General features: G+C 68.0%; 18 protein-coding genes. 5 read left to right on the plus strand and 13 right to left on the minus strand.

Features of this window, described 5'->3' with window-relative positions:
* Positions 1-52: 52 nt before the first annotated feature.
* From ACSDQ9_RS01560 to ACSDQ9_RS01570, 3 genes are read right to left on the minus strand one after another with little or no spacing between them, the layout of a single operon-like run.
* Complete coding sequence (locus ACSDQ9_RS01560; RefSeq protein ID WP_435142859.1) at positions 53-565, minus strand: hypothetical protein; 513 nt, start codon at positions 563-565, stop codon at positions 53-55.
* Positions 562-1,101 carry a hypothetical protein gene (locus tag ACSDQ9_RS01565; protein WP_435142861.1) on the minus strand — a complete coding sequence of 180 codons (540 nt, stop codon included), beginning with the start codon at positions 1,099-1,101 and terminating at the stop codon, positions 562-564. Before ACSDQ9_RS01565 ends, ACSDQ9_RS01560 begins: the two co-directional genes overlap by 4 nt.
* Complete coding sequence (locus ACSDQ9_RS01570) at positions 1,098-2,309, minus strand: cytochrome ubiquinol oxidase subunit I (RefSeq protein ID WP_435142863.1); 1,212 nt, start codon at positions 2,307-2,309, stop codon at positions 1,098-1,100. Before ACSDQ9_RS01570 ends, ACSDQ9_RS01565 begins: the two co-directional genes overlap by 4 nt.
* A 34-nt stretch (positions 2,310-2,343) precedes the next feature.
* Between ACSDQ9_RS01570 and ACSDQ9_RS01575 the strand changes: the two genes are divergently transcribed.
* A complete protein-coding gene (locus ACSDQ9_RS01575) occupies positions 2,344-2,994 on the plus strand; it encodes a cation transporter (protein WP_435142865.1) in 651 nt (216 codons plus the stop codon).
* Positions 2,995-3,022: 28 nt separating this feature from the next.
* Here ACSDQ9_RS01575 and lpdA read toward each other — a convergent pair whose 3' ends face one another.
* On the minus strand, positions 3,023-4,423 hold the full coding sequence (lpdA, locus tag ACSDQ9_RS01580; RefSeq protein ID WP_435142867.1) for a dihydrolipoyl dehydrogenase: 1,401 nt from the start codon (positions 4,421-4,423) through the stop codon (positions 3,023-3,025).
* A 48-nt stretch (positions 4,424-4,471) separates the two neighbouring features.
* On the opposite strand from lpdA, the gene ACSDQ9_RS01585 reads away from it, so the two are divergent.
* On the plus strand, positions 4,472-6,016 hold the full coding sequence (locus ACSDQ9_RS01585; protein ID WP_435142869.1) for a helix-turn-helix domain-containing protein: 1,545 nt from the start codon (positions 4,472-4,474) through the stop codon (positions 6,014-6,016).
* 22 nt (positions 6,017-6,038) lie between these two features.
* On the opposite strand, the gene pdxY is transcribed toward ACSDQ9_RS01585, so the two are convergent.
* Positions 6,039-6,887, minus strand: coding sequence for a pyridoxal kinase PdxY (gene pdxY / locus ACSDQ9_RS01590; RefSeq protein ID WP_435142871.1), 849 nt, complete (start codon positions 6,885-6,887; stop codon positions 6,039-6,041).
* 70 nt (positions 6,888-6,957) lie between these two features.
* On the opposite strand from pdxY, the gene ACSDQ9_RS01595 reads away from it, so the two are divergent.
* Positions 6,958-7,743: a glycerophosphodiester phosphodiesterase gene (locus ACSDQ9_RS01595; RefSeq protein ID WP_435142873.1), complete on the plus strand. Its 786-nt coding sequence runs from the start codon at positions 6,958-6,960 to the stop codon at positions 7,741-7,743.
* A gap of 87 nt (positions 7,744-7,830) precedes the next feature.
* Positions 7,831-8,169, plus strand: a complete 339-nt coding sequence (locus tag ACSDQ9_RS01600) for an RNA polymerase-binding protein RbpA (RefSeq protein WP_435142875.1) — start codon at positions 7,831-7,833, stop codon at positions 8,167-8,169.
* Here the strand turns inward: ACSDQ9_RS01600 and ACSDQ9_RS01605 are convergent, their stop codons facing one another.
* From ACSDQ9_RS01605 to ACSDQ9_RS01620, 4 genes are read right to left on the minus strand one after another with little or no spacing between them, the layout of a single operon-like run.
* A complete protein-coding gene (locus ACSDQ9_RS01605) occupies positions 8,170-8,745 on the minus strand; it encodes an FxsA family protein (RefSeq protein ID WP_435142877.1) in 576 nt (191 codons plus the stop codon).
* A 2-nt stretch (positions 8,746-8,747) separates the two neighbouring features.
* A complete protein-coding gene (locus ACSDQ9_RS01610) occupies positions 8,748-9,503 on the minus strand; it encodes a polyprenol monophosphomannose synthase (protein WP_435142879.1) in 756 nt (251 codons plus the stop codon).
* Between the two features lie 5 nt (positions 9,504-9,508).
* Positions 9,509-11,104, minus strand: coding sequence for an apolipoprotein N-acyltransferase (lnt, locus tag ACSDQ9_RS01615; RefSeq protein WP_435142881.1), 1,596 nt, complete (start codon positions 11,102-11,104; stop codon positions 9,509-9,511).
* Positions 11,101-11,577 carry an Lrp/AsnC family transcriptional regulator gene (locus ACSDQ9_RS01620; protein WP_435142883.1) on the minus strand — a complete coding sequence of 159 codons (477 nt, stop codon included), beginning with the start codon at positions 11,575-11,577 and terminating at the stop codon, positions 11,101-11,103. The genes lnt and ACSDQ9_RS01620 overlap by 4 nt, the downstream gene beginning before the upstream one ends.
* Positions 11,578-11,622: 45 nt before the next feature.
* Here ACSDQ9_RS01620 and ACSDQ9_RS01625 point away from each other — a divergent pair, with 45 nt between their 5' ends.
* On the plus strand, positions 11,623-12,576 hold the full coding sequence (locus ACSDQ9_RS01625) for a 5'-3' exonuclease (protein WP_435142885.1): 954 nt from the start codon (positions 11,623-11,625) through the stop codon (positions 12,574-12,576).
* 344 nt (positions 12,577-12,920) lie between these two features.
* Here the strand turns inward: ACSDQ9_RS01625 and ACSDQ9_RS01630 are convergent, their stop codons facing one another.
* From ACSDQ9_RS01630 to ACSDQ9_RS01645, 4 genes are all read right to left on the minus strand, one after another.
* On the minus strand, positions 12,921-13,367 hold the full coding sequence (locus tag ACSDQ9_RS01630) for a hypothetical protein (protein ID WP_435142887.1): 447 nt from the start codon (positions 13,365-13,367) through the stop codon (positions 12,921-12,923).
* Positions 13,368-14,493: 1,126 nt separating this feature from the next.
* The gene (gene metW / locus ACSDQ9_RS01635) at positions 14,494-15,105 is read right to left on the minus strand and encodes a methionine biosynthesis protein MetW (RefSeq protein ID WP_435142889.1); all 612 of its coding nucleotides are present in this window, start codon (positions 15,103-15,105) and stop codon (positions 14,494-14,496) included.
* Positions 15,105-16,241, minus strand: coding sequence for a homoserine O-acetyltransferase MetX (gene metX / locus ACSDQ9_RS01640; RefSeq protein WP_435142891.1), 1,137 nt, complete (start codon positions 16,239-16,241; stop codon positions 15,105-15,107). Before metX ends, metW begins: the two co-directional genes overlap by 1 nt.
* A 43-nt stretch (positions 16,242-16,284) precedes the next feature.
* Positions 16,285-16,770, minus strand: a complete 486-nt coding sequence (locus tag ACSDQ9_RS01645) for an aminoacyl-tRNA deacylase (protein ID WP_435142893.1) — start codon at positions 16,768-16,770, stop codon at positions 16,285-16,287.
* Positions 16,771-16,811 lie beyond the last annotated feature (41 nt).

Consider the following 16,811-nt stretch of genomic DNA (forward strand, 5'->3'; position numbering starts at 1 on the left):
TAGAGCTCCTCCTGTCAGGAGGTGCCCTCGTCCACCGCGTCGTGCAGCCAGCTCATGCCGACCTCTCCCCGCCCGTGGGCAGCCCGGTGCGACCACCCTCGCTCTCGAGTCGGGCCACCAGCGAGCGCAACCGCGACCCCATCGGCAGGGCCGCCCACAGCGTCGCGCCCGCCGAGACGACCATGGCCACCAGCACCGTGATCCGGCTCATCGGCAGCACGAACCCCAGCGCGAAGCAGAGCAGGCCCCCCGCCTCGGCGAGGGCCATCGCCGGCAGCGTGATCCGGTGGACGCGCCGCAGGGCCTCGACCGTGGCGGCGTCACCCCGCAGGTTCGCGGGCAGCGGCTCGACCCGCAGTCCGACGATGCGCCCGACCGCGGCGGTCGCCACGACGATGCCCAGCGCCAGGGCGAGGCGCCCGGCCGAGAATTCGACGTCCGCGAGCACGGTCCAACTGATGGCGCCGATCACCACGAGGGCCACGGCCACGGTGCCGACGGTGATGATGAGCTGTCGCAGAGACGGCTGCAGGGCCGCGGGGGTGCTCGACTGGGGCGCGGTCATGCGTCCCACCCTAGTTGGGTGGAACCCGTCGCCAACCCCCGGGCGCGCTGCAGCCGCAGCAACCAGACCTGCAGCGCGACGCCCACGATCGCGACGGGCACCACCATCCCCGCCAGCAGGCCGGCCGAGGCACTCGGATCCGACGAGGGCCAGGTCCACCGCAGGAAGATCACCGAGAACGCGACGGCCGCGATGACCAGAAGTTGGACGATGGCCGCTCCCCCGATCACCCGGCGCCACAGCTCCTGACGCCTGGTGCGCGGCCCCAGCCACAGCCCCAGGTCGCGCACCATCCAGGCGGCGACGAACAGCAGCAGGGCATCGCCGAGGCGGTGCACCGCATCGGGGACGATGCCGTGTGTCGCGCCGAGCAGCAGCAGCGTCCAGGCCTCGGTGGCCAGGAATCGGAACCCGAGCCGGTTGAGGCGATCGCCGCCCGCACGCGACCCGGCGCGTAGGCAGACGAGGATCGTCCACCCCTCGGCGACCAGCCACACCAGGCCGACGGCCACCAGCACCCACAACGGCCACGTCATCGCACGGCCCCGCTCGTGGTCTCGACCAGGGCGTGGTCGAAGCGGATCGGGTCGGACAGGGCCTCGTCCGGGGCGAACTCCTCGGGTGGATCGGTGTGCATCAGCGTGCGCATGAGCCACCACGCCAGCACCGCCGCCCCGATCGTCAGTGCCCCGAAGACGACCAGCATGGCCTTCAGTTGGGCGGCGCTGATGGGGGCGAGGGCCTCGTCCAACGGCACCCGCTGGTAGATGAACCACGGGCTGCGCATCTGCTCGCGGTAGAGCCAGCCCAGGAAGGTCGCCAACAGCGCCAGCCCGACGCTGTTGGTCAGGAAGGGCCACCACACGCGGCCGGTCTTCTGCGTGACCAGCCGGTTGCGCAGCGCCAGCGGCAACAGGGCCATCAGCGCCACCCCGGCGATCGCGAGCCCGGCCAACATCATCAGCGCCATCGACAGGGCGCCGAACACGGGCGTGGTCTGCTGGCTGGGCAGGGTGGGTCGCACGAACGGGAACTGCAGGCCGCCGGCGAGCAGCGTCACCACGGACGACCAGGCCACCGTGATCACCCCTCCCCTCATCAGGCGGTTGGCCACGGCCGGGGTGCCGCCGCGCTGCATGACCCTGGCCCCGGCGGCGGCCGCCCACATGCCGCCCACCACCAGGGCCGCACCGGCGATGTGCGCCAGCACCGTGAGCGTCGCCGGACGCCAGACGAGCCGGCCGACGAACCCCCAACCGAGGGTGGGTGCGGCGTCACCGATCGGGAAGTGCAGGTAGCTGTTGGCGGCGGTCACGTAGGTGGCCGACACGTACGCGGTCACTGTCACCAGGGTGAACAGCACCGCCCTCACCCGGCGCGACAGCACCCCCGAGCCGACCAACCACAGGCCCAGGAACGTCGATTCGAGGAAGAACGCGACGATGGTCTCGAGCCCGAGCAGGGTGGCCACCGGGTTCCAGGGACCGGCCGCCCCGGGGCCGGTCCACACCATCGCCATCTGAAGTTCCATCACCAGCCCGGTGACGATGCCGACGGCGTAGTTCACCAGGTACATGCGGCCCAGAATGCGCAGCTCGCCGTCGCCGGCCGCGGTCGGTCGCACGACGTTGCGCCACGACTTCCACGTGAGGATCGGGGCGAGCCCGAGCGTGGTGACGACGAACAGGAAGTGGACGCCCGCGGTGACCGCGAACAGCAACCGGGCCAGGAGCAGCGGGTCCATGGGGTTCACGCTACATCGGTGCTTGACTGGTCCGGTGAACTCCGCCCCTGCACCCTCGTCCGACCAGCCGTTCGTCAGTCCTTCCCGGCTCCGCCACACGGTGGTGCTGGTCGCACTGCTGAACCTCGCCTACTTCGTGGTGGAGGCAGCCGTCGCCGTGCGCATCGGCTCGGTGTCACTGTTCGCCGACTCGGTCGACTTCCTCGAGGACACCGCGGTCAACCTGCTGATCGCGCTCGCCCTGGGGTGGTCGCTGCACTGGCGCTCGCGCATGGGCAAGGTGATGGCGGTCATCATTCTCGTGCCCGCGATCGCCGCCCTGTGGCAGGCGGTGGTCAAGTTCCGTGACCCGCATCCTCCCGAGGTGCTGTCGCTGGTGCTCACGGCCGGTGGCGCCATCGTGGTCAACGGCGTGTGCGCCCTCATCCCGATGAGGATCCGCCACCACGGCGGCAGCATGGGACGGGCCGCCTTCCTGGCCGCGCGCAACGACGTGTTCGTCAACGCCGCCATCATCGCCATGGCCGGCGTCACGGCCTGGAGCCGATCGGGCTGGCCCGATCTCGTCCTCGGCGTGCTGATCGTCGTGATCAACGGCTCGGCGGCCAAGGAGGTCTGGGAGGTGGCGAACGAAGAGGGCCTCGCCGCCAAAGCACTGGCGGGCGAGGCCCCCGACGAGGACTGACCGGCGGCGCGGTCGTCCGGGTGGTGACTCAGATGTTGATGGACGACCCGAGCACGCCCTCGGCGGCCTCCTTCAGGGCCTCCGACAGGGTCGGGTGCGCGTGAATGGTGCGGCCGATCTCTTCGGTGGTCAGATCCCAGTTCTGGGCGAGCACCAGTTCGGGCAGCAGCTCGGTGACGTCGGGGCCGATCATCGAGGCACCCAGCAGCTCACCGTGCGCCGCATCGGCCACGATCTTCACGAAGCCGGTTCCCTCGCCCAGGCCCCAAGCCTTGCCGTTGGCCGAGAACGGGAACTTGGCGACCTTGACCTCGTGGCCCTTCTCCTTCGCCTGCGCCTCGGTGTACCCGAAGCTGGCCACCTGCGGCTGGCAGTAGGTGGCGCGGGGCACCATGATGTAGTCGATCGGGAAGGTCTCGTGGCCGGCGATGGTCTCGGCCGCGACGACGCCCTGGGCCTCGGCGGTGTGGGCCAGCATCAGCTTGGCGGTCACGTCGCCGATGGCGTAGATGTGCTCGACGTTCGTCCGCATGTAGTCGTCGATGTCGATGGCACCCCGCTCGGTGAGCTTGACGCCGGTCTTCTCGAGCCCATAGCCCTCGGTGCGGGGCTGGAAGCCGATGGCCGAGAGCACCTTGTCGGCCTCGAGCACCTGCTGGTCGCCGCCCTTGGCCGGCGAGACGGTGACGCGCACCTTGTCGCCCGAGTCGTCGATCGACTCGACCTTGGTGCCGGTCATCAGCTTGATGCCCTGCTTCTTGTAGGCCTTGGCCAGCTCGGCCGAGATCTCGGGGTCTTCCAGCGGCACGATACGGTCGAGGAATTCCACGATCGTGACGTCGACGCCGTAGGAGTTGAGCACGTAGGCGAACTCGGTTCCGATGGCGCCGGAGCCGGCGACGATGATCGAGCCGGGCACTTCCTCGGCCAGGATCTGCTCCTCGTAGGTGACGACCTTGTCGGTCACCTGGGTGCCGGGCAGCATCTTGGTGGTGGCGCCAGTGGCGATGATGCAGTCGGTGAAGGTGACGGTCTCGGTCGAGCCGTCGGCCTTGGTCACGGTGATCGACGAGGCGTCGGCGAACTCTCCCCAGCCGTCGTACTCGGTGATCTTGTTCTTCTTCATCAGGTAGTGCACGCCGTTGGTCATGCGCTTGCTCACCTCGCGGCTGCGGCTGAACGCCTTGCCGTACCTGGCGGTGACCTGGCCCTCGAGGCCGTACTTGTCGGCCTCCTTGGTGACCAGGTTGACAATCTCGGCGTTGCGCAGCAGCGACTTGGTCGGGATGCAGCCCACGTTCAGGCAGACACCGCCCCAGTACTGCTTCTCGATGATGGCGGTCTTCTTGCCAAGCTGGGCGGCACGAATGGCGGCCACGTAACCACCCGGGCCAGCGCCCAGGACAACGACGTCGTAATGCGAGCTCATGGCCCACACTCTAGTGCTCGACACGCGGGTGCTTGCTTCATATCGTAAATGAGTTATCGTGGTCGAGTGACTACCACCAGCCCCGCCGCCATCGGCAGCCTCATCCGCGACGCACGCAAGCAGCGCGGCCTCACACAGCAGCAGCTCGCCGAGGAGCTCTCGACCTCGCAGAGCGCCATCCACCGCATCGAGGCCGGCAACCAGAACCTCAGCCTCGAGATGATCAACAAGATCGCCGAGGCCCTCGAGGCCCCCCTGATCACCCGCGCCGACTCGCGCACCATGAACTTCCGCATCCAGGGTGAGACCAAGCTGTCGGGCTCGATCGAGGTGCGCTCGTCCAAGAACGCGGCGGTCGCCCTGCTGTGCGCCAGCCTGATCAACAAGGGCACCACCCGGCTGCGCGGCATCGCGCGCATCGAAGAGGTCAACCGCATTCTCGAGGTGCTCACCTCGATCGGGGTCGAGTGCACGTGGAGCGACGACAAGTCCCTGCTCACGATCCGTCGACCGGACGACCTGCGGCTCGACCAGATGAACCTCGAGGCGGCCCGCCGCACCCGTTCGGTGATCATGTTCCTGGGCCCGCTGCTGCGCTTCTACACCGAGTTCCAGCTGCCCTACGCCGGCGGCTGCAACCTGGGCTCGCGCACCGTGGAGCCCCACCTGCAGGTGCTGCGCGAGTTCGGCCTCGACGTCGAAGCCACCGAGGGCTTCTACCAGGCGCGCGTCTCGCGCGACATCAAGGGTGTGCGTCACGTGACCCTCACCGAGCGCGGCGACACCGTCACCGAGAACGCGCTGATGGCGGCGGCGCAGACCGCCGGCACCACGGTGCTGCGCAACGCCAGCCCCAACTACATGGTGCAAGACCTGTGCGTCTTCCTCACCCAGCTCGGGGTGCAGATCGACGGCATCGGCACCACCACTCTGACGATCGTCGGCAAGACCGACATCAACGAGGACGTCGACTACTTCCCGTCGGAGGATCCGATCGAGGCGATGAGCCTGATCACCGCGGCGATCGTGACCGACTCCGAGATGACGATCACCCGGGCTCCGATCGAGTTCCTCGAGATCGAGCTGGCCATCCTCGAGGAGATGGGTCTCAAGTTCTCCCTGAGCGAGGAGTACCGCAGCCACAACGGCTTCACCCGCCTGGTCGACATCACGATCCACCCGTCACAGTTGAAGGCGCCCGTCGACAAGGTGCACCCGATGCCGTTCCCGGGCCTCAACATCGACAACCTGCCCTTCTTCGCCGTGATCGCGGCGGCCGCCGAGGGGCAGACGATGATCCACGACTGGGTCTACGAGAACCGCGCCATCCACCTGCTCGAGCTGGGCAAGCTTGGCGGCACCGTGCAGTTGCTCGACCCGCACCGCCTGATCGTCACCGGCCCCACCGGGTGGCGTGCCCGCGACATGGTCTGCCCGCCGGCGCTTCGCCCCGCGGTCTGCCTGCTGCTGGCCGCCCTGGCCGCCCGCGGAGAGTCGGTGCTGCGCGACGTCTACGTGATCAACCGCGGCTACGAAGACCTGCCCACCCGCCTGAACAAGCTGGGGGCCAACATCGAGGTCTTCCACGAGTGAGCTGATCAACCCAATGAGCTGATCAACCCAGTCTCGTGGCCTCGAACAATGCGTTCGGGGCCACGATCTGTTCCTGCCCCTCGACGAGCGCCAGCTCGGCCTCGCCACTCAGCACGGTTGCGCGCAGCACCCCGTGGGCGATGGCCGCGGTGCGTTCGAGGGCTCCGCGCAACCCGGCCCCCTGCAACAGGTGGGCCAGGAACATCGCCGCCGTCAGGTCTCCCGTGCCGGTGAAATAGCCCTCGAACAAGGGCGTCTCGACCAGCCACGCCTCGTCACCGTTGACGGCCAGCATGCGCACGAGATGCTCGTCCGGGGCCACCACCGACGTGACCAGCACCGTCTCGGGCCCCTGTGAGCGCAGGTCGTGGGCGGCCGCCAGCGCCTCGGGCACCGAGGTGACCGTGCGACCGGTCAGGAACTGCAGTTCGAACAGGTTGGGGGTCATCACGTCGGCGCGTGGGGTGACGGAGTCCCGAATGAACTCCGGGATGCCGGGCAGCGCGTAGAAGCCGGTGTCGACGTCGCCCATCACCGGGTCGCAGCAGTAGATCGCTCGGGGGTTGCGACGCTTGGTCAGGTCGACCGCGTCGACGATCGCGGCCCCCACGTCGGTGCCGCCCTGATAGCCACTGAGCACGGCATCGGCGGTGGCCAGGGCGCCCCGTTCGTCGATGCCGCGCACGATCTCGCGCACCTCGTCCGCGGGGATCATCGGCCCGCGCCACGCGCCGTAGCCGGTGTGGTTCGAAAAGGTGACCGTGTGCACGGGCCAGACCTCGACGCCGAGCCGCTGCAGCGGGAAGACGGCCGCGGAGTTGCCCACGTGCCCGTAGGCGACGTGCGACTGGATCGAGAGAATGCGGGTCACCCCCCGCATTCTTCCAGCACAGCGGCATTCTTCCAGCACTTCGGGCATCGCTCCAGCAAGGATGGTGCCCGTGCAGACTCATCCCTACTTCGATGTCGGCTTCGCGGCCCTGGCCCACCGCGGCGGCAGCCTGTTGCCGGCCAATGTGGGTCGCGAGAACACGGCGGTCGCCTTCCGCAACGCGGTGGCGCTCGGCTTCCGCTACCTCGAGACCGACGTGCACGTCACCCGGGACGGCCACCTGGTCGCCTTCCACGACGACCGGCTCGACCGGGTGAGTGATGCCTCCGGACTGATCCGCGACCTCACCCTCGACCAGGTGCGCGCGGTGAGGGTCAACGGTGAGCCCATCCCGCTGTTCGCCGACCTGGTCGACGAGTTCCGCGACGCCCGCTTCAACGTCGACATCAAGGCCGCCGGTGCCGAGGCTCCCCTTGCCGACCTGCTGCGTGCCCACGCGGCGTTCGACCGGGTGTGTGTCGGGTCGTTCGGCCAGTCACGGCTGGCGACCTACCGTCGGCTCGCGGCACCCCTGCCGAAGGGCACCGCGGCCACGTCGTGCGGACCCGTCGAGGTGGCGGCCGCCATGGCCGCCGGAGTGGTCGGCCTGCCACTGCCCGGGCCGGGGCTGGCCTACCAGGTTCCGACGCACCACGAGGTGGCCGGACGACGCGTGCCCGTCGTCACCCGAGGCTTCGTCCGCGGGGCACACCGGGCCGGCCGACGGGTGCACGTGTGGACGATCGACGACCCCGACGAGATGCACCGCCTGATCGACCTCGGCGTCGACGGACTCGTCAGTGACGCCATCGACGTGCTCAAGCAGGTGTTGGTCGGCCGCGGCCTCTGGTCGTAGTCGTTCCCCGGCGAATCCGCCCCGGCGGTTGACCGGCCTCGCTACCCTCGAGTCAGGGTGCATCCGTACCGACCTGAGGAGGGGACGATGGCTGACAGGGCTCTGCGTGGCATGGGTTTGGGCTCCAAGAGCTTCGAGGACGAGGAGGGCATCGAGTTCGCCTCCCGGCTGCAGCTGGGATTCGACTGCCCCAACGGACACCACTTCGAGCTGACCTTCGCGAGCGAGGCCGAACTCCCGGCGGTGTGGGAGTGCCCCCGCTGTGGCAAGGAGGCCGTGCGCACCGATGGAACCCAGGCCGAGGAGAAGGCCGAGAAGCCGGTGCGCACGCACTGGGACATGCTGATCGAGCGCCGGTCGGTCAGCGACCTCGAAGAACTGCTGCAGGAGCGCCTCGACCTGCACCGCAAGGATCAGCAGTACTGATCAGTCGTCGATCCGACCCTCGATGACCCGACCCTCGATGGCCCGACCCGGGTCGTCGGGGGTCGCGCCATTCCCGGCGCCGGTCGAGGGTGAGGTGGCGTCGTCCACGACCTCACCGGGAATGACGTCGCCACGCATGCGGGTGATGCCCGTCGAGAAGGTGGTGCCGATCCCGCCCAGCCCGGCGCGGTCGACCTGACGCTCGGCGAACCAGCTCAGCAGACGACGAGGCAGCGGCCGGGTGAACGGCAGCAGACACAGCAGGCCGACGACGTCGGTGGTGAACCCGGGCAGGGTCAGCAGAAGTCCGCCGGCCAGCACCAGCGCACCGTCGGAGAGTTCCCGACTGGGCACCTTGCCCTCACCGAACGCGTCGCGCAACCCCCGCCAGGCCTTGGCGCCCTCGCGTTTCATCAGCCACGCACCCAGCACGGCCGTCACCACCAGCAGGCCGATGGTCGGCAGCACGCCGATGAGTTCGCCCACCTTGACCAGCAGGAAGACCTCGAGAATGGGCAGCCCGACGAAGATCACCACCAACAGCGGGGTGAGCCAACGGCGGGGCGTTCGGGCCATCGTCAGTGCCCGCGGGTCAGGGCCCGCTTGACCTGCTTGGCCCGGTGGTCGACCCCCCACAGGGTGGTGCGGATCATGGCCTCGACCACGATCGAGCGGTTCATCTTGGAGTCGCCGAACTCGCGCTCGACGAACTCGATGGGAACCTCCTTGATCACCAGTCCGGCCTTGTGAGTGCGCCAGGCGAGGTCGATCTGGAAGCAGTAACCCGCCGAGGCGATCTCGTCCAGACCGATGGTGCGCAGCGTTTCCGCGCGGAAGGCGTTGAACCCCCCGGTGACGTCGCGCAGCGGCAACCCCAGCACGGCGGCGCTCCACAGCGAACCGCCCCGGCTGATCACCTTGCGGGTGGCGGGCCAGTTCACGGTGCTGCCGCCCTTGACGTAGCGCGATCCCTTGACCATGTCGGCGTCGCGCAGTGCCTCGAGCAGCAGGGGAAGCTGCTCGGGCTGGTGCGAGCCGTCGGCATCCATCTCGACGATGGCGTCGTAGCCACGCTCGAGGCCCCAGGCGAAGCCGGCGAGGTAGGCGGCACCCAGGCCCTGCTTGCCGGCGCGGTGCATCACGTGCACGTGGTCGTCGGCCTGGGCGAGTCGGTCGGCGATAGCTCCGGTGCCGTCGGGCGAATTGTCGTCGGCCACCAGCACATCGGCCACCGGAACGGCGCGGCGCAGGCGGCCGACGATGCTCTCCAGGTTCTCGGCCTCGTTGTAGGTCGGAATGACCACGAGCACGGTCGTGATGGGCGGCCTCGTCATGCTGGCTACTCCTGCTGATTGGTGGCGACGGCGGGTCGATCGCCCTCCAGCCTAGCCAGTCGCCGGGCGCGGCTCGCGGTCACCGCGCTCACCAGCCCCACCACCATGGCCCCCAGGGCGAGCAGGGCCGCCCCGGACTCCACCCAAGGGGCGATCCTCACCCCGAGCGAGACCCCCTGGCGCACCGGCACCGTGTAGGTGCGGGCGGCGGCGGTGGCCTCGCGGGTGCGGTCGAGCACTCGTCCGTGGGCATCGATGTGTCCCGAGAACGAACCGGTGGTGGCGACGACCACCTCTCGGCGCATCTCCATGGCGCGCACCCGGGTGATCTGGAACTGCTGGGCCGGCTGGCCGGTGAGGGTGTAGGTCGAGTTGTTCGACTGCACGACGACCACCTGCGGGTCGAGGCGGGCCATCTCGTGCACCGTCTGGTCGTAGGCCAGTTCGAAGCAGATCATGTCGCCGACTGTGAGCGGACGACCGGCGACGGTCGCGGTGGTGACCCCGGGCAGAGTGCCGGGCACCCCCTGCGCGCCGACCTGTTGCAGGATCGGGAACCGTGGCAGCAACTGGTCGCGGAAGGGGATGTACTCACCGAACGGCACCAGGTTCTGCTTGTCGTAGCGTTGCCCGGGGCCGTCGGCGGTCCACCACAGCCCGGAGGTCTGGCGTTCGTCCGGGCCCGGTCCGAAGCGGACGATGCCGATGAACATCGGCACCCCCACGAGCTGCTGGGCCTCGGTGATCATGCGGCGCGTCTCGACGTCGACGGTGGGGTCGATGTCGGTGGAGTTCTCGGGCCACAGCACGAACTGCGGCATGGGGTCGACACCGGTGCGCGCGCGGGCCATCAGCGTGATGGTCTCGGAGAGGTGGTTGTTGGTGACCGATCGGGCGTAGCCCATCGAGTCGGGGCCGGCCGACCCGTCGACGTTGCCCTGCACCATGCCGATGGTCACGTTCTGCCCCGTCGCAGGCACGGCGGGAACCCGGCCGAGAGCCACGCCGGCCAGCACCAGTGCCACGACCGCGCCCTCGGCGATCAGTGGACGACGCCGCGCCACCTCGATCCGGTGAGCGATCGCGGCGGCAACCCCGGCGCACAACAGGCTGACGCCGGATGCTCCGACCCACCCCAACCAACCTCCGAGGGGCTGGTCGGCCGTCGTCCAGGCCAGTCGTCCCCACGAGAACCCGCCGAACGGGAACCGGCCGGCGGTCCACTCCCCCAACGACCAGCACGCGGCGGTCCACAGTGGCCACCAGCGCAGCCTGCGCACCAGCACGACGCCCAGACCCACCAGGGCCGGGTGCATCGACATCAGGCCGACCAGACCCGGGGTCACGTACCAACCCAGCACACCGATCCAGCCGATCAGCGCTCCGTAGAAGCCGAGGGCGAACAGCCACCCCCGCCACAGTCCGCTGCGGACCCCGAGACTGTGCTCGTCGATGCCGCCGCGCACCAACCAGAAGAAGGCCGCCGGCCCGATGATCGCCAGAGGCCACCACTGCAACGGAGCGAACCCCCCGGCCGTGACCACGCCTGCGGCGATCAGCAGCACCGCCCGCAGCCAGCGGTTGAGCCGATCGCTGGTCACGCCTCGTCCGCGCCCGTCGAGCCGTGCCCTGCGGGTTCAAGCAGCGGTCGATCGGTGAACAGGGTGGTCAGGGCGACCGTGGTCGACGTCGACACCTTCGCGTTCAGGCGCATGCGGGTGAGCAGTTCGTCCAGCTCGGTGGTGGTGGCCACCTGCACCTTCAGCAGGTACGAGGCCTCCCCCGCCACCGAGTAGCAATCAATCACTTCGGGCATCGCCGCGATCGCCGGCGGCACCAGTTCGTCCTCGGCCGGGTCGAAGGGGCGGATCGCGATGAACGCGGTCAGCGTGCGACCGAGTTGCTCGGGGCTGAGCACCGCCCGATACGAGGTGATCACCCCGCGCTGCTCGAGCCGCCGCACCCGCTGCTGCGCAGCGGACGTCGACAGCCCCGTGGCCTTGCCGATGTCGGTGTAAGACATGCGGCCATCGGCGGCCAGGAGCGCGAGAATGTGGTGATCAAGGGTCTCCATGCGGCCAATCGTGACACCATTTCACGTGTGACCCCTGCACCGCTCATGGTTTTTGACACCGCGTCGCTGTACTTCCGCTCGTACTTCGGGCTGCCCAGCTCGATGACCGCGCCAGACGGCACCCAGGTGAACGCCGTGCGCGGGCTGATGGACTCGCTGGCCAGGCTGATCGAGCAGTACCGGCCCTCAGCGATCGCCTGCGCCTGGGACAACGACTGGCGACCGACCTGGCGGGTCGACCTGGTGCCCACCTACAAGGCGCACCGGGTCGCGCCCGCTCGCCACTCCGACGTGATCGGGGCGGGCGGCGCCGGTGCGGTCAGCCGACAGGCCGAGGAGGCAGACGAGGCCCTGGCCGTGCAGGTACCCATCATTCGCGAGGTGCTGGCTGCCTTCGGCATCCCGGTGATCGGAGCGGACGATCACGAGGCCGACGACGTGCTCGGCTCGTTGGCCCGGCAGGCGGATCGACCGGTGCTGGTGGTGACCGGCGACCGCGACCTGTTCCAGTTGGCCACCACCGACCAGGACGAGCCGTACGTGCGCGTCATCTACGTCGGCAAGGGGGTGGCCAAGCATGACCTGGTCGACTCGGCGTGGGTGGAGGCCAAATACGGGGTGCGGGCCGACCAGTACGTCGACTTCGCGGTGTTGCGGGGAGACGCCTCCGACGGGCTGCCCGGTGTGGCTGGGATCGGGGAGAAGTCGGCCGCCCAGTTGATCGCCGCCTATGGGGGGTTGGACGACATCGCCGCCGCGGCGAGCGACCCGAACTCAGCCATGTCGGCGGGCCTGCGCCGCAAGCTCGAGGGGGCCATCGATTACCTGGGGCCGGCGCAGGTGGTCGTGCAGGTGGTCACCGATCTGGAGCTCGACACCGCGGCGCTCGACCTGGAGCGGCTGCCGCGCGACGACGAGCGCCTGGCGGCGCTCACCGAGCGCTGGGGATTGGGAACGTCGGCCGAGCGGCTCACCGCGGCACTGAGCCCGCGCTCGTAGTCGGGCCAGCTCGTCGTCGATGAGGCGCTGCCAGGTTCGTACGACATCGGGGGGAGCCAGACCTGACGCCACCAACTCGTCGGTCGTCCTCGTTACTGACGAAGCGCAACTGACGGACCTCGATGCTAGGCGCAGATCAGCGTACAGCCGGCACGAGCGGTTCGAAGATGCCCACACGTCACCGGCAACCTGTGCGCCAGTCGGCATGTTGCCTGTGTCCCACAGGCCCTTGGGTCGCCGGCCGCGCTTGAGGAGACGCCGCTCCGTGCTGAGCCGAGACTGCTTGTGGTCATCGAGCTCGGGCACGACCACGCGGAGGATGTGGACCAGTACTCTTGCGGATGTCAATCATGAGCCGATACGTAGACCGTGAGGCTCGGCCACGGGAGTCCCTCATCATCAAATTCCCGATTCACGAACAGGTCTTGGACAAAGACGCCAGCACCAAGCTGCCCGATCAATGCAGCCGCGTGCCGAAGCAAGCGGGCAACGACCCCCTTGTCGCAATCGCTCTCCGGAAGTGAGACGCCGAATTCAAGATAGGGATGGTAACCACTTTCAACGCGTACATCCAGGACGTCCAGCGAAATCTCCTCCATCGAAGGAAGGGTCGCCATGGGTGGCAATGGGGGAGCAAAATCATGAACTCTGCCATGCCGCCGCTCTTCGGGCCCGGCGTAGGCGACTAGCTGCGTGAGCAGAGCCTGGGACCTGTCCAGGCGGATCGCCCCGACGTCACGAATCCCTTTCTTGCTGAGGTACTTGCTGCACTCAATGAGAACCTGAGCCACCGAGCCACTGTTCGATCCAGTACTACCAAAACACAACCTCATGTAGTGGGGATATTGCGGTGAAGACGTCGCCATCTGTCGATACTCCTTGTCGTCATAGTCGGAAGTGGGGTCGATATGGACCCTTGGATCTTGCGCGCGTTACGGTTCACATTCGGGAAACCGCGCGCCTTCCTCCGCCGCGCACAACCACCGAGCAGCCGCACCCCAGGCCGCCGCCCACCAGAGCCTCACCGCGAACCAGGCGCACCCATGCCGCCTAGCAGTGCAGTTGCACTCGCCTTGCCCCAAATCTGGTCCCATACTCGACACTGAAGTCGGAACTGCCCGCCTGACGCAAGGTCGCCCAGTCGACGCTCGTCCCGACACTGGCATAGCTGCTGCAACGTCGCATGCCCAACTGCTGCCCGCCAACTCGATCCCCGACTCCCGGGCCCTGGCCACCATCTGCTCAGCCAACCCCGTCAAATCCGGCCCGTCAGCCGCACCACTGCGTCATGGTCGCCCATGATCCGATTCTCCGATCCACCCAGACCCAGCCGGGCATCACACCGAGAACCACTTACACAGAGCTCATGACAGACCCCTAGGCGACGGTTGCCCTGTTCGAGTTCCTTACTTTGCAGCCGAGGACCTGCGCGCCATCACGACCCACGTCCGGGGGAAAACAACCTCACCTCCGCAACAGCTAGAAGCTGTTCAACATACACATGAAGAATTGAATCACGAAAGCGGCGACGGGAAGAACAACATGAAGAAGTCCAACCCGCTTGGGGGAACAAAGAGGGATGAACACGACAGGAGCCAGACAAATACCAAGCGACATCTGCTTGAAGGTCACCGCAGAGGGAGATGCCCCGACCGCAGCGGCGCCGTACAGTTTTGTGCCAAGATATAGTCCACTCCAAAATGCGCCTGGTAGCGCCACGAGAAAGCCCATTGCCCTGCCATCAATCGACCGAGGGCGTTCGCCACCGTCACTATCCACACGTGAGCGTTTCAAATCTTCCTCCTAAGGTTCCAGGCAAGCGCTCGCCACATACTTGCCGCAATAAGCCGATTATTGAATGCACAAATACGATTCCGGTCGCACGGATTGACATCAGGCCCTTTCCTGCAGGGGTTGCTAGGCCTCGTGCCAGTGCTGCGAGTGCAGCACGTAGATCGCCGCCCCCGCCGTCAGATTGGGGCGAAGCCTCGAGAACCGTGAGGTCCGCGCATCCTCAGCCAACGGCACCTGCCGCTCCACCACCAGATCGAGCCGATCGAACAACAGCTCCAGCTCGTAGAGCGATGACATCCGCAGGTTGGGAGTGTCGTACCAGTGGTAGGGCAGGTCCTTGTTGACGGGCATGCGGCCGGTGAGCAGCCGCAGCCGGTGACGCCACAGCCCAAAGTTGGGCATCGAGACCACCAACCGATGCCCGATCCGGGCCATCTGACGCAGCAGTTGTTCGGGCTGGTGCACCGTCTGCAGGGTGCGCGAGAGCACCACCACGTCGTAGGAGGCGTCGGCAAACTCCCCCAGCTGGCTGTCGAGGTCGAGCTCGATGACGGGCACACGGATGCCGATGGCGGCAATCACGGCCTGGGGGTCCTTCTCGACGCCCGTGCCGCGGCAGCCCCTCGTCCGGAACAAATGCGACAACAAGGCACCGTCACCGCAGCCCAGGTCGAGCACCCGCGATCCCTCGGGAACCAGCCCGGCCAGCAGTTCAAGGTCGGCGCGCAACACCATCAGCCCGCCTCCACGAATGCGCGAATCGTCGGGTGGTAGGTGGGCACGTCGAGCAGGAAGGAGTCGTGGCCCCAGGTCGAGGTGATGTCGCGGAAACTGACTGGCAGCCCGGCCTGCTCGAGCACCCGGACGATGCGCCGGCTGTGCTCGGTCGAGAATCGCCAGTCGGAATCGAAGCTGACCACCAGGAAGTCCACCGGGTCGGCCAACAGGGCCTGCAGGGCGTCGGGGTCGGCGAACGGGTCGAAGTAGTCCATCACTCGGGTCAGGTAGAGGTAGCTCAGCGCATCGAACCTCGACAGGAACGCCTCCCCCTGGTGATCGAGGTACGACTCCACGGCGAAGTCGATGCCGAAACCAGGGGCGGGCTCGGCGGCCTGGGGGTTGCGCCCGAACTTGGCCTGGAACGCCTCCTCGGAAAGGTAGGTGATGTGCGCCATCATGCGCGCGATCGCCAGCCCGACGTCGGGGTTGGTGCCCTCCCGGGCGAACTGGCCGCCGTGGAAGAACTCGTCGCGCATGATCGCCTGCCGTCCCACCGCCGAGAAGGCGATGTTCTGGGCGGTCAGGCGGCTCGAGGCGGCGATCACCACGGCGCGCTCAAGAGTCTGCGGCGCCTGCAGCGACCACTGCACGGCCTGCATGCCGCCCAACGACCCACCGATGACGGCGTGGAACCGCTCGATGCCCAGATGCTGCGCCAGAGCCAGGTGCACGGTGACGAAGTCGCTCATCTGCAGCAGCGGGAAGTCGAGCCCGTAGGCCTGCCCGGTGGCCGGGTTGGTGGAACTGGGGCCGGTGGTGCCCTGGCAGCCGCCCAGCAGGTTGGAACAGACCACGAACCAGCGGTCGGTGTCGAGGGCACGGCCCGGGCCGATCAGGTTGTCCCACCACCCGGGCCGCTTGTCGCCGGGGTGCCAGCCCGCCGCGTGGGCGTCACCGGTGAGGGCGTGGCAGATGTAGATGGCGTTGTCACGATCGTCGTTGAGGGTGCCGTAGGTCTCGTAGGCGACATCGACGGGGTCGAGGGTTCGTCCGCTGGCCAGAACCAGGGGATGCTCGGCGTCGAACAGTCGCACGTTGCCGGTCGTCACCTCACCCACCCCGGCCTCGGAGGACCCCACGCCTGCGCTCATGCGCCCCAGTCTCTCGCACTCGGACGACGCCGACGCACCTCGCTCAGTGGGCGACGTTGACGGGGGTGGCCGAGAGCACCTCGGTCAGCACGCTCGGAGCGATCCGCACGAGGAACCCGCGTCGTCCGCCGTTGATGGCGATCTGGTCGAGGTCGAGCACCGACGCCTCGACGAAGACGGGCAGCGGCTTGCGCACGCCGAAGGGTGACGTGCCCCCGACGAGGTAACCGGTGTGGCGCTGGGCCACGGCGGGGGTGCACACTGTCACGCTGCGCACGCCGAGCTCGCGGGCCAACTGCTTGGTCGCGACTTCACGGTCGCCGTGCATCAACACCACCAGCGGCTGGGCGTCCTCGTCCTGCATCACGAGGGTCTTGATGACGGCATGCTCGTCGAGCCCGAGTTGCCTGGCCGATTCGGCCGTGCCACCGCGATCGACGTAGGTGTAGGTGAGGGGGTCGAAGGGCACCCCGGCCCTGCGCAGCACGGTGGTGGCCGGGGTCTCTGACGCGTGAGCTCGCCTACCCATGGATCGACGCTAATCGATCGATGGGTTCACCACGCCGGTTC

Source organism: Aestuariimicrobium soli, assembly GCF_051192575.1.
Taxonomy (GTDB): domain Bacteria; phylum Actinomycetota; class Actinomycetes; order Propionibacteriales; family Propionibacteriaceae; genus Aestuariimicrobium; species Aestuariimicrobium soli.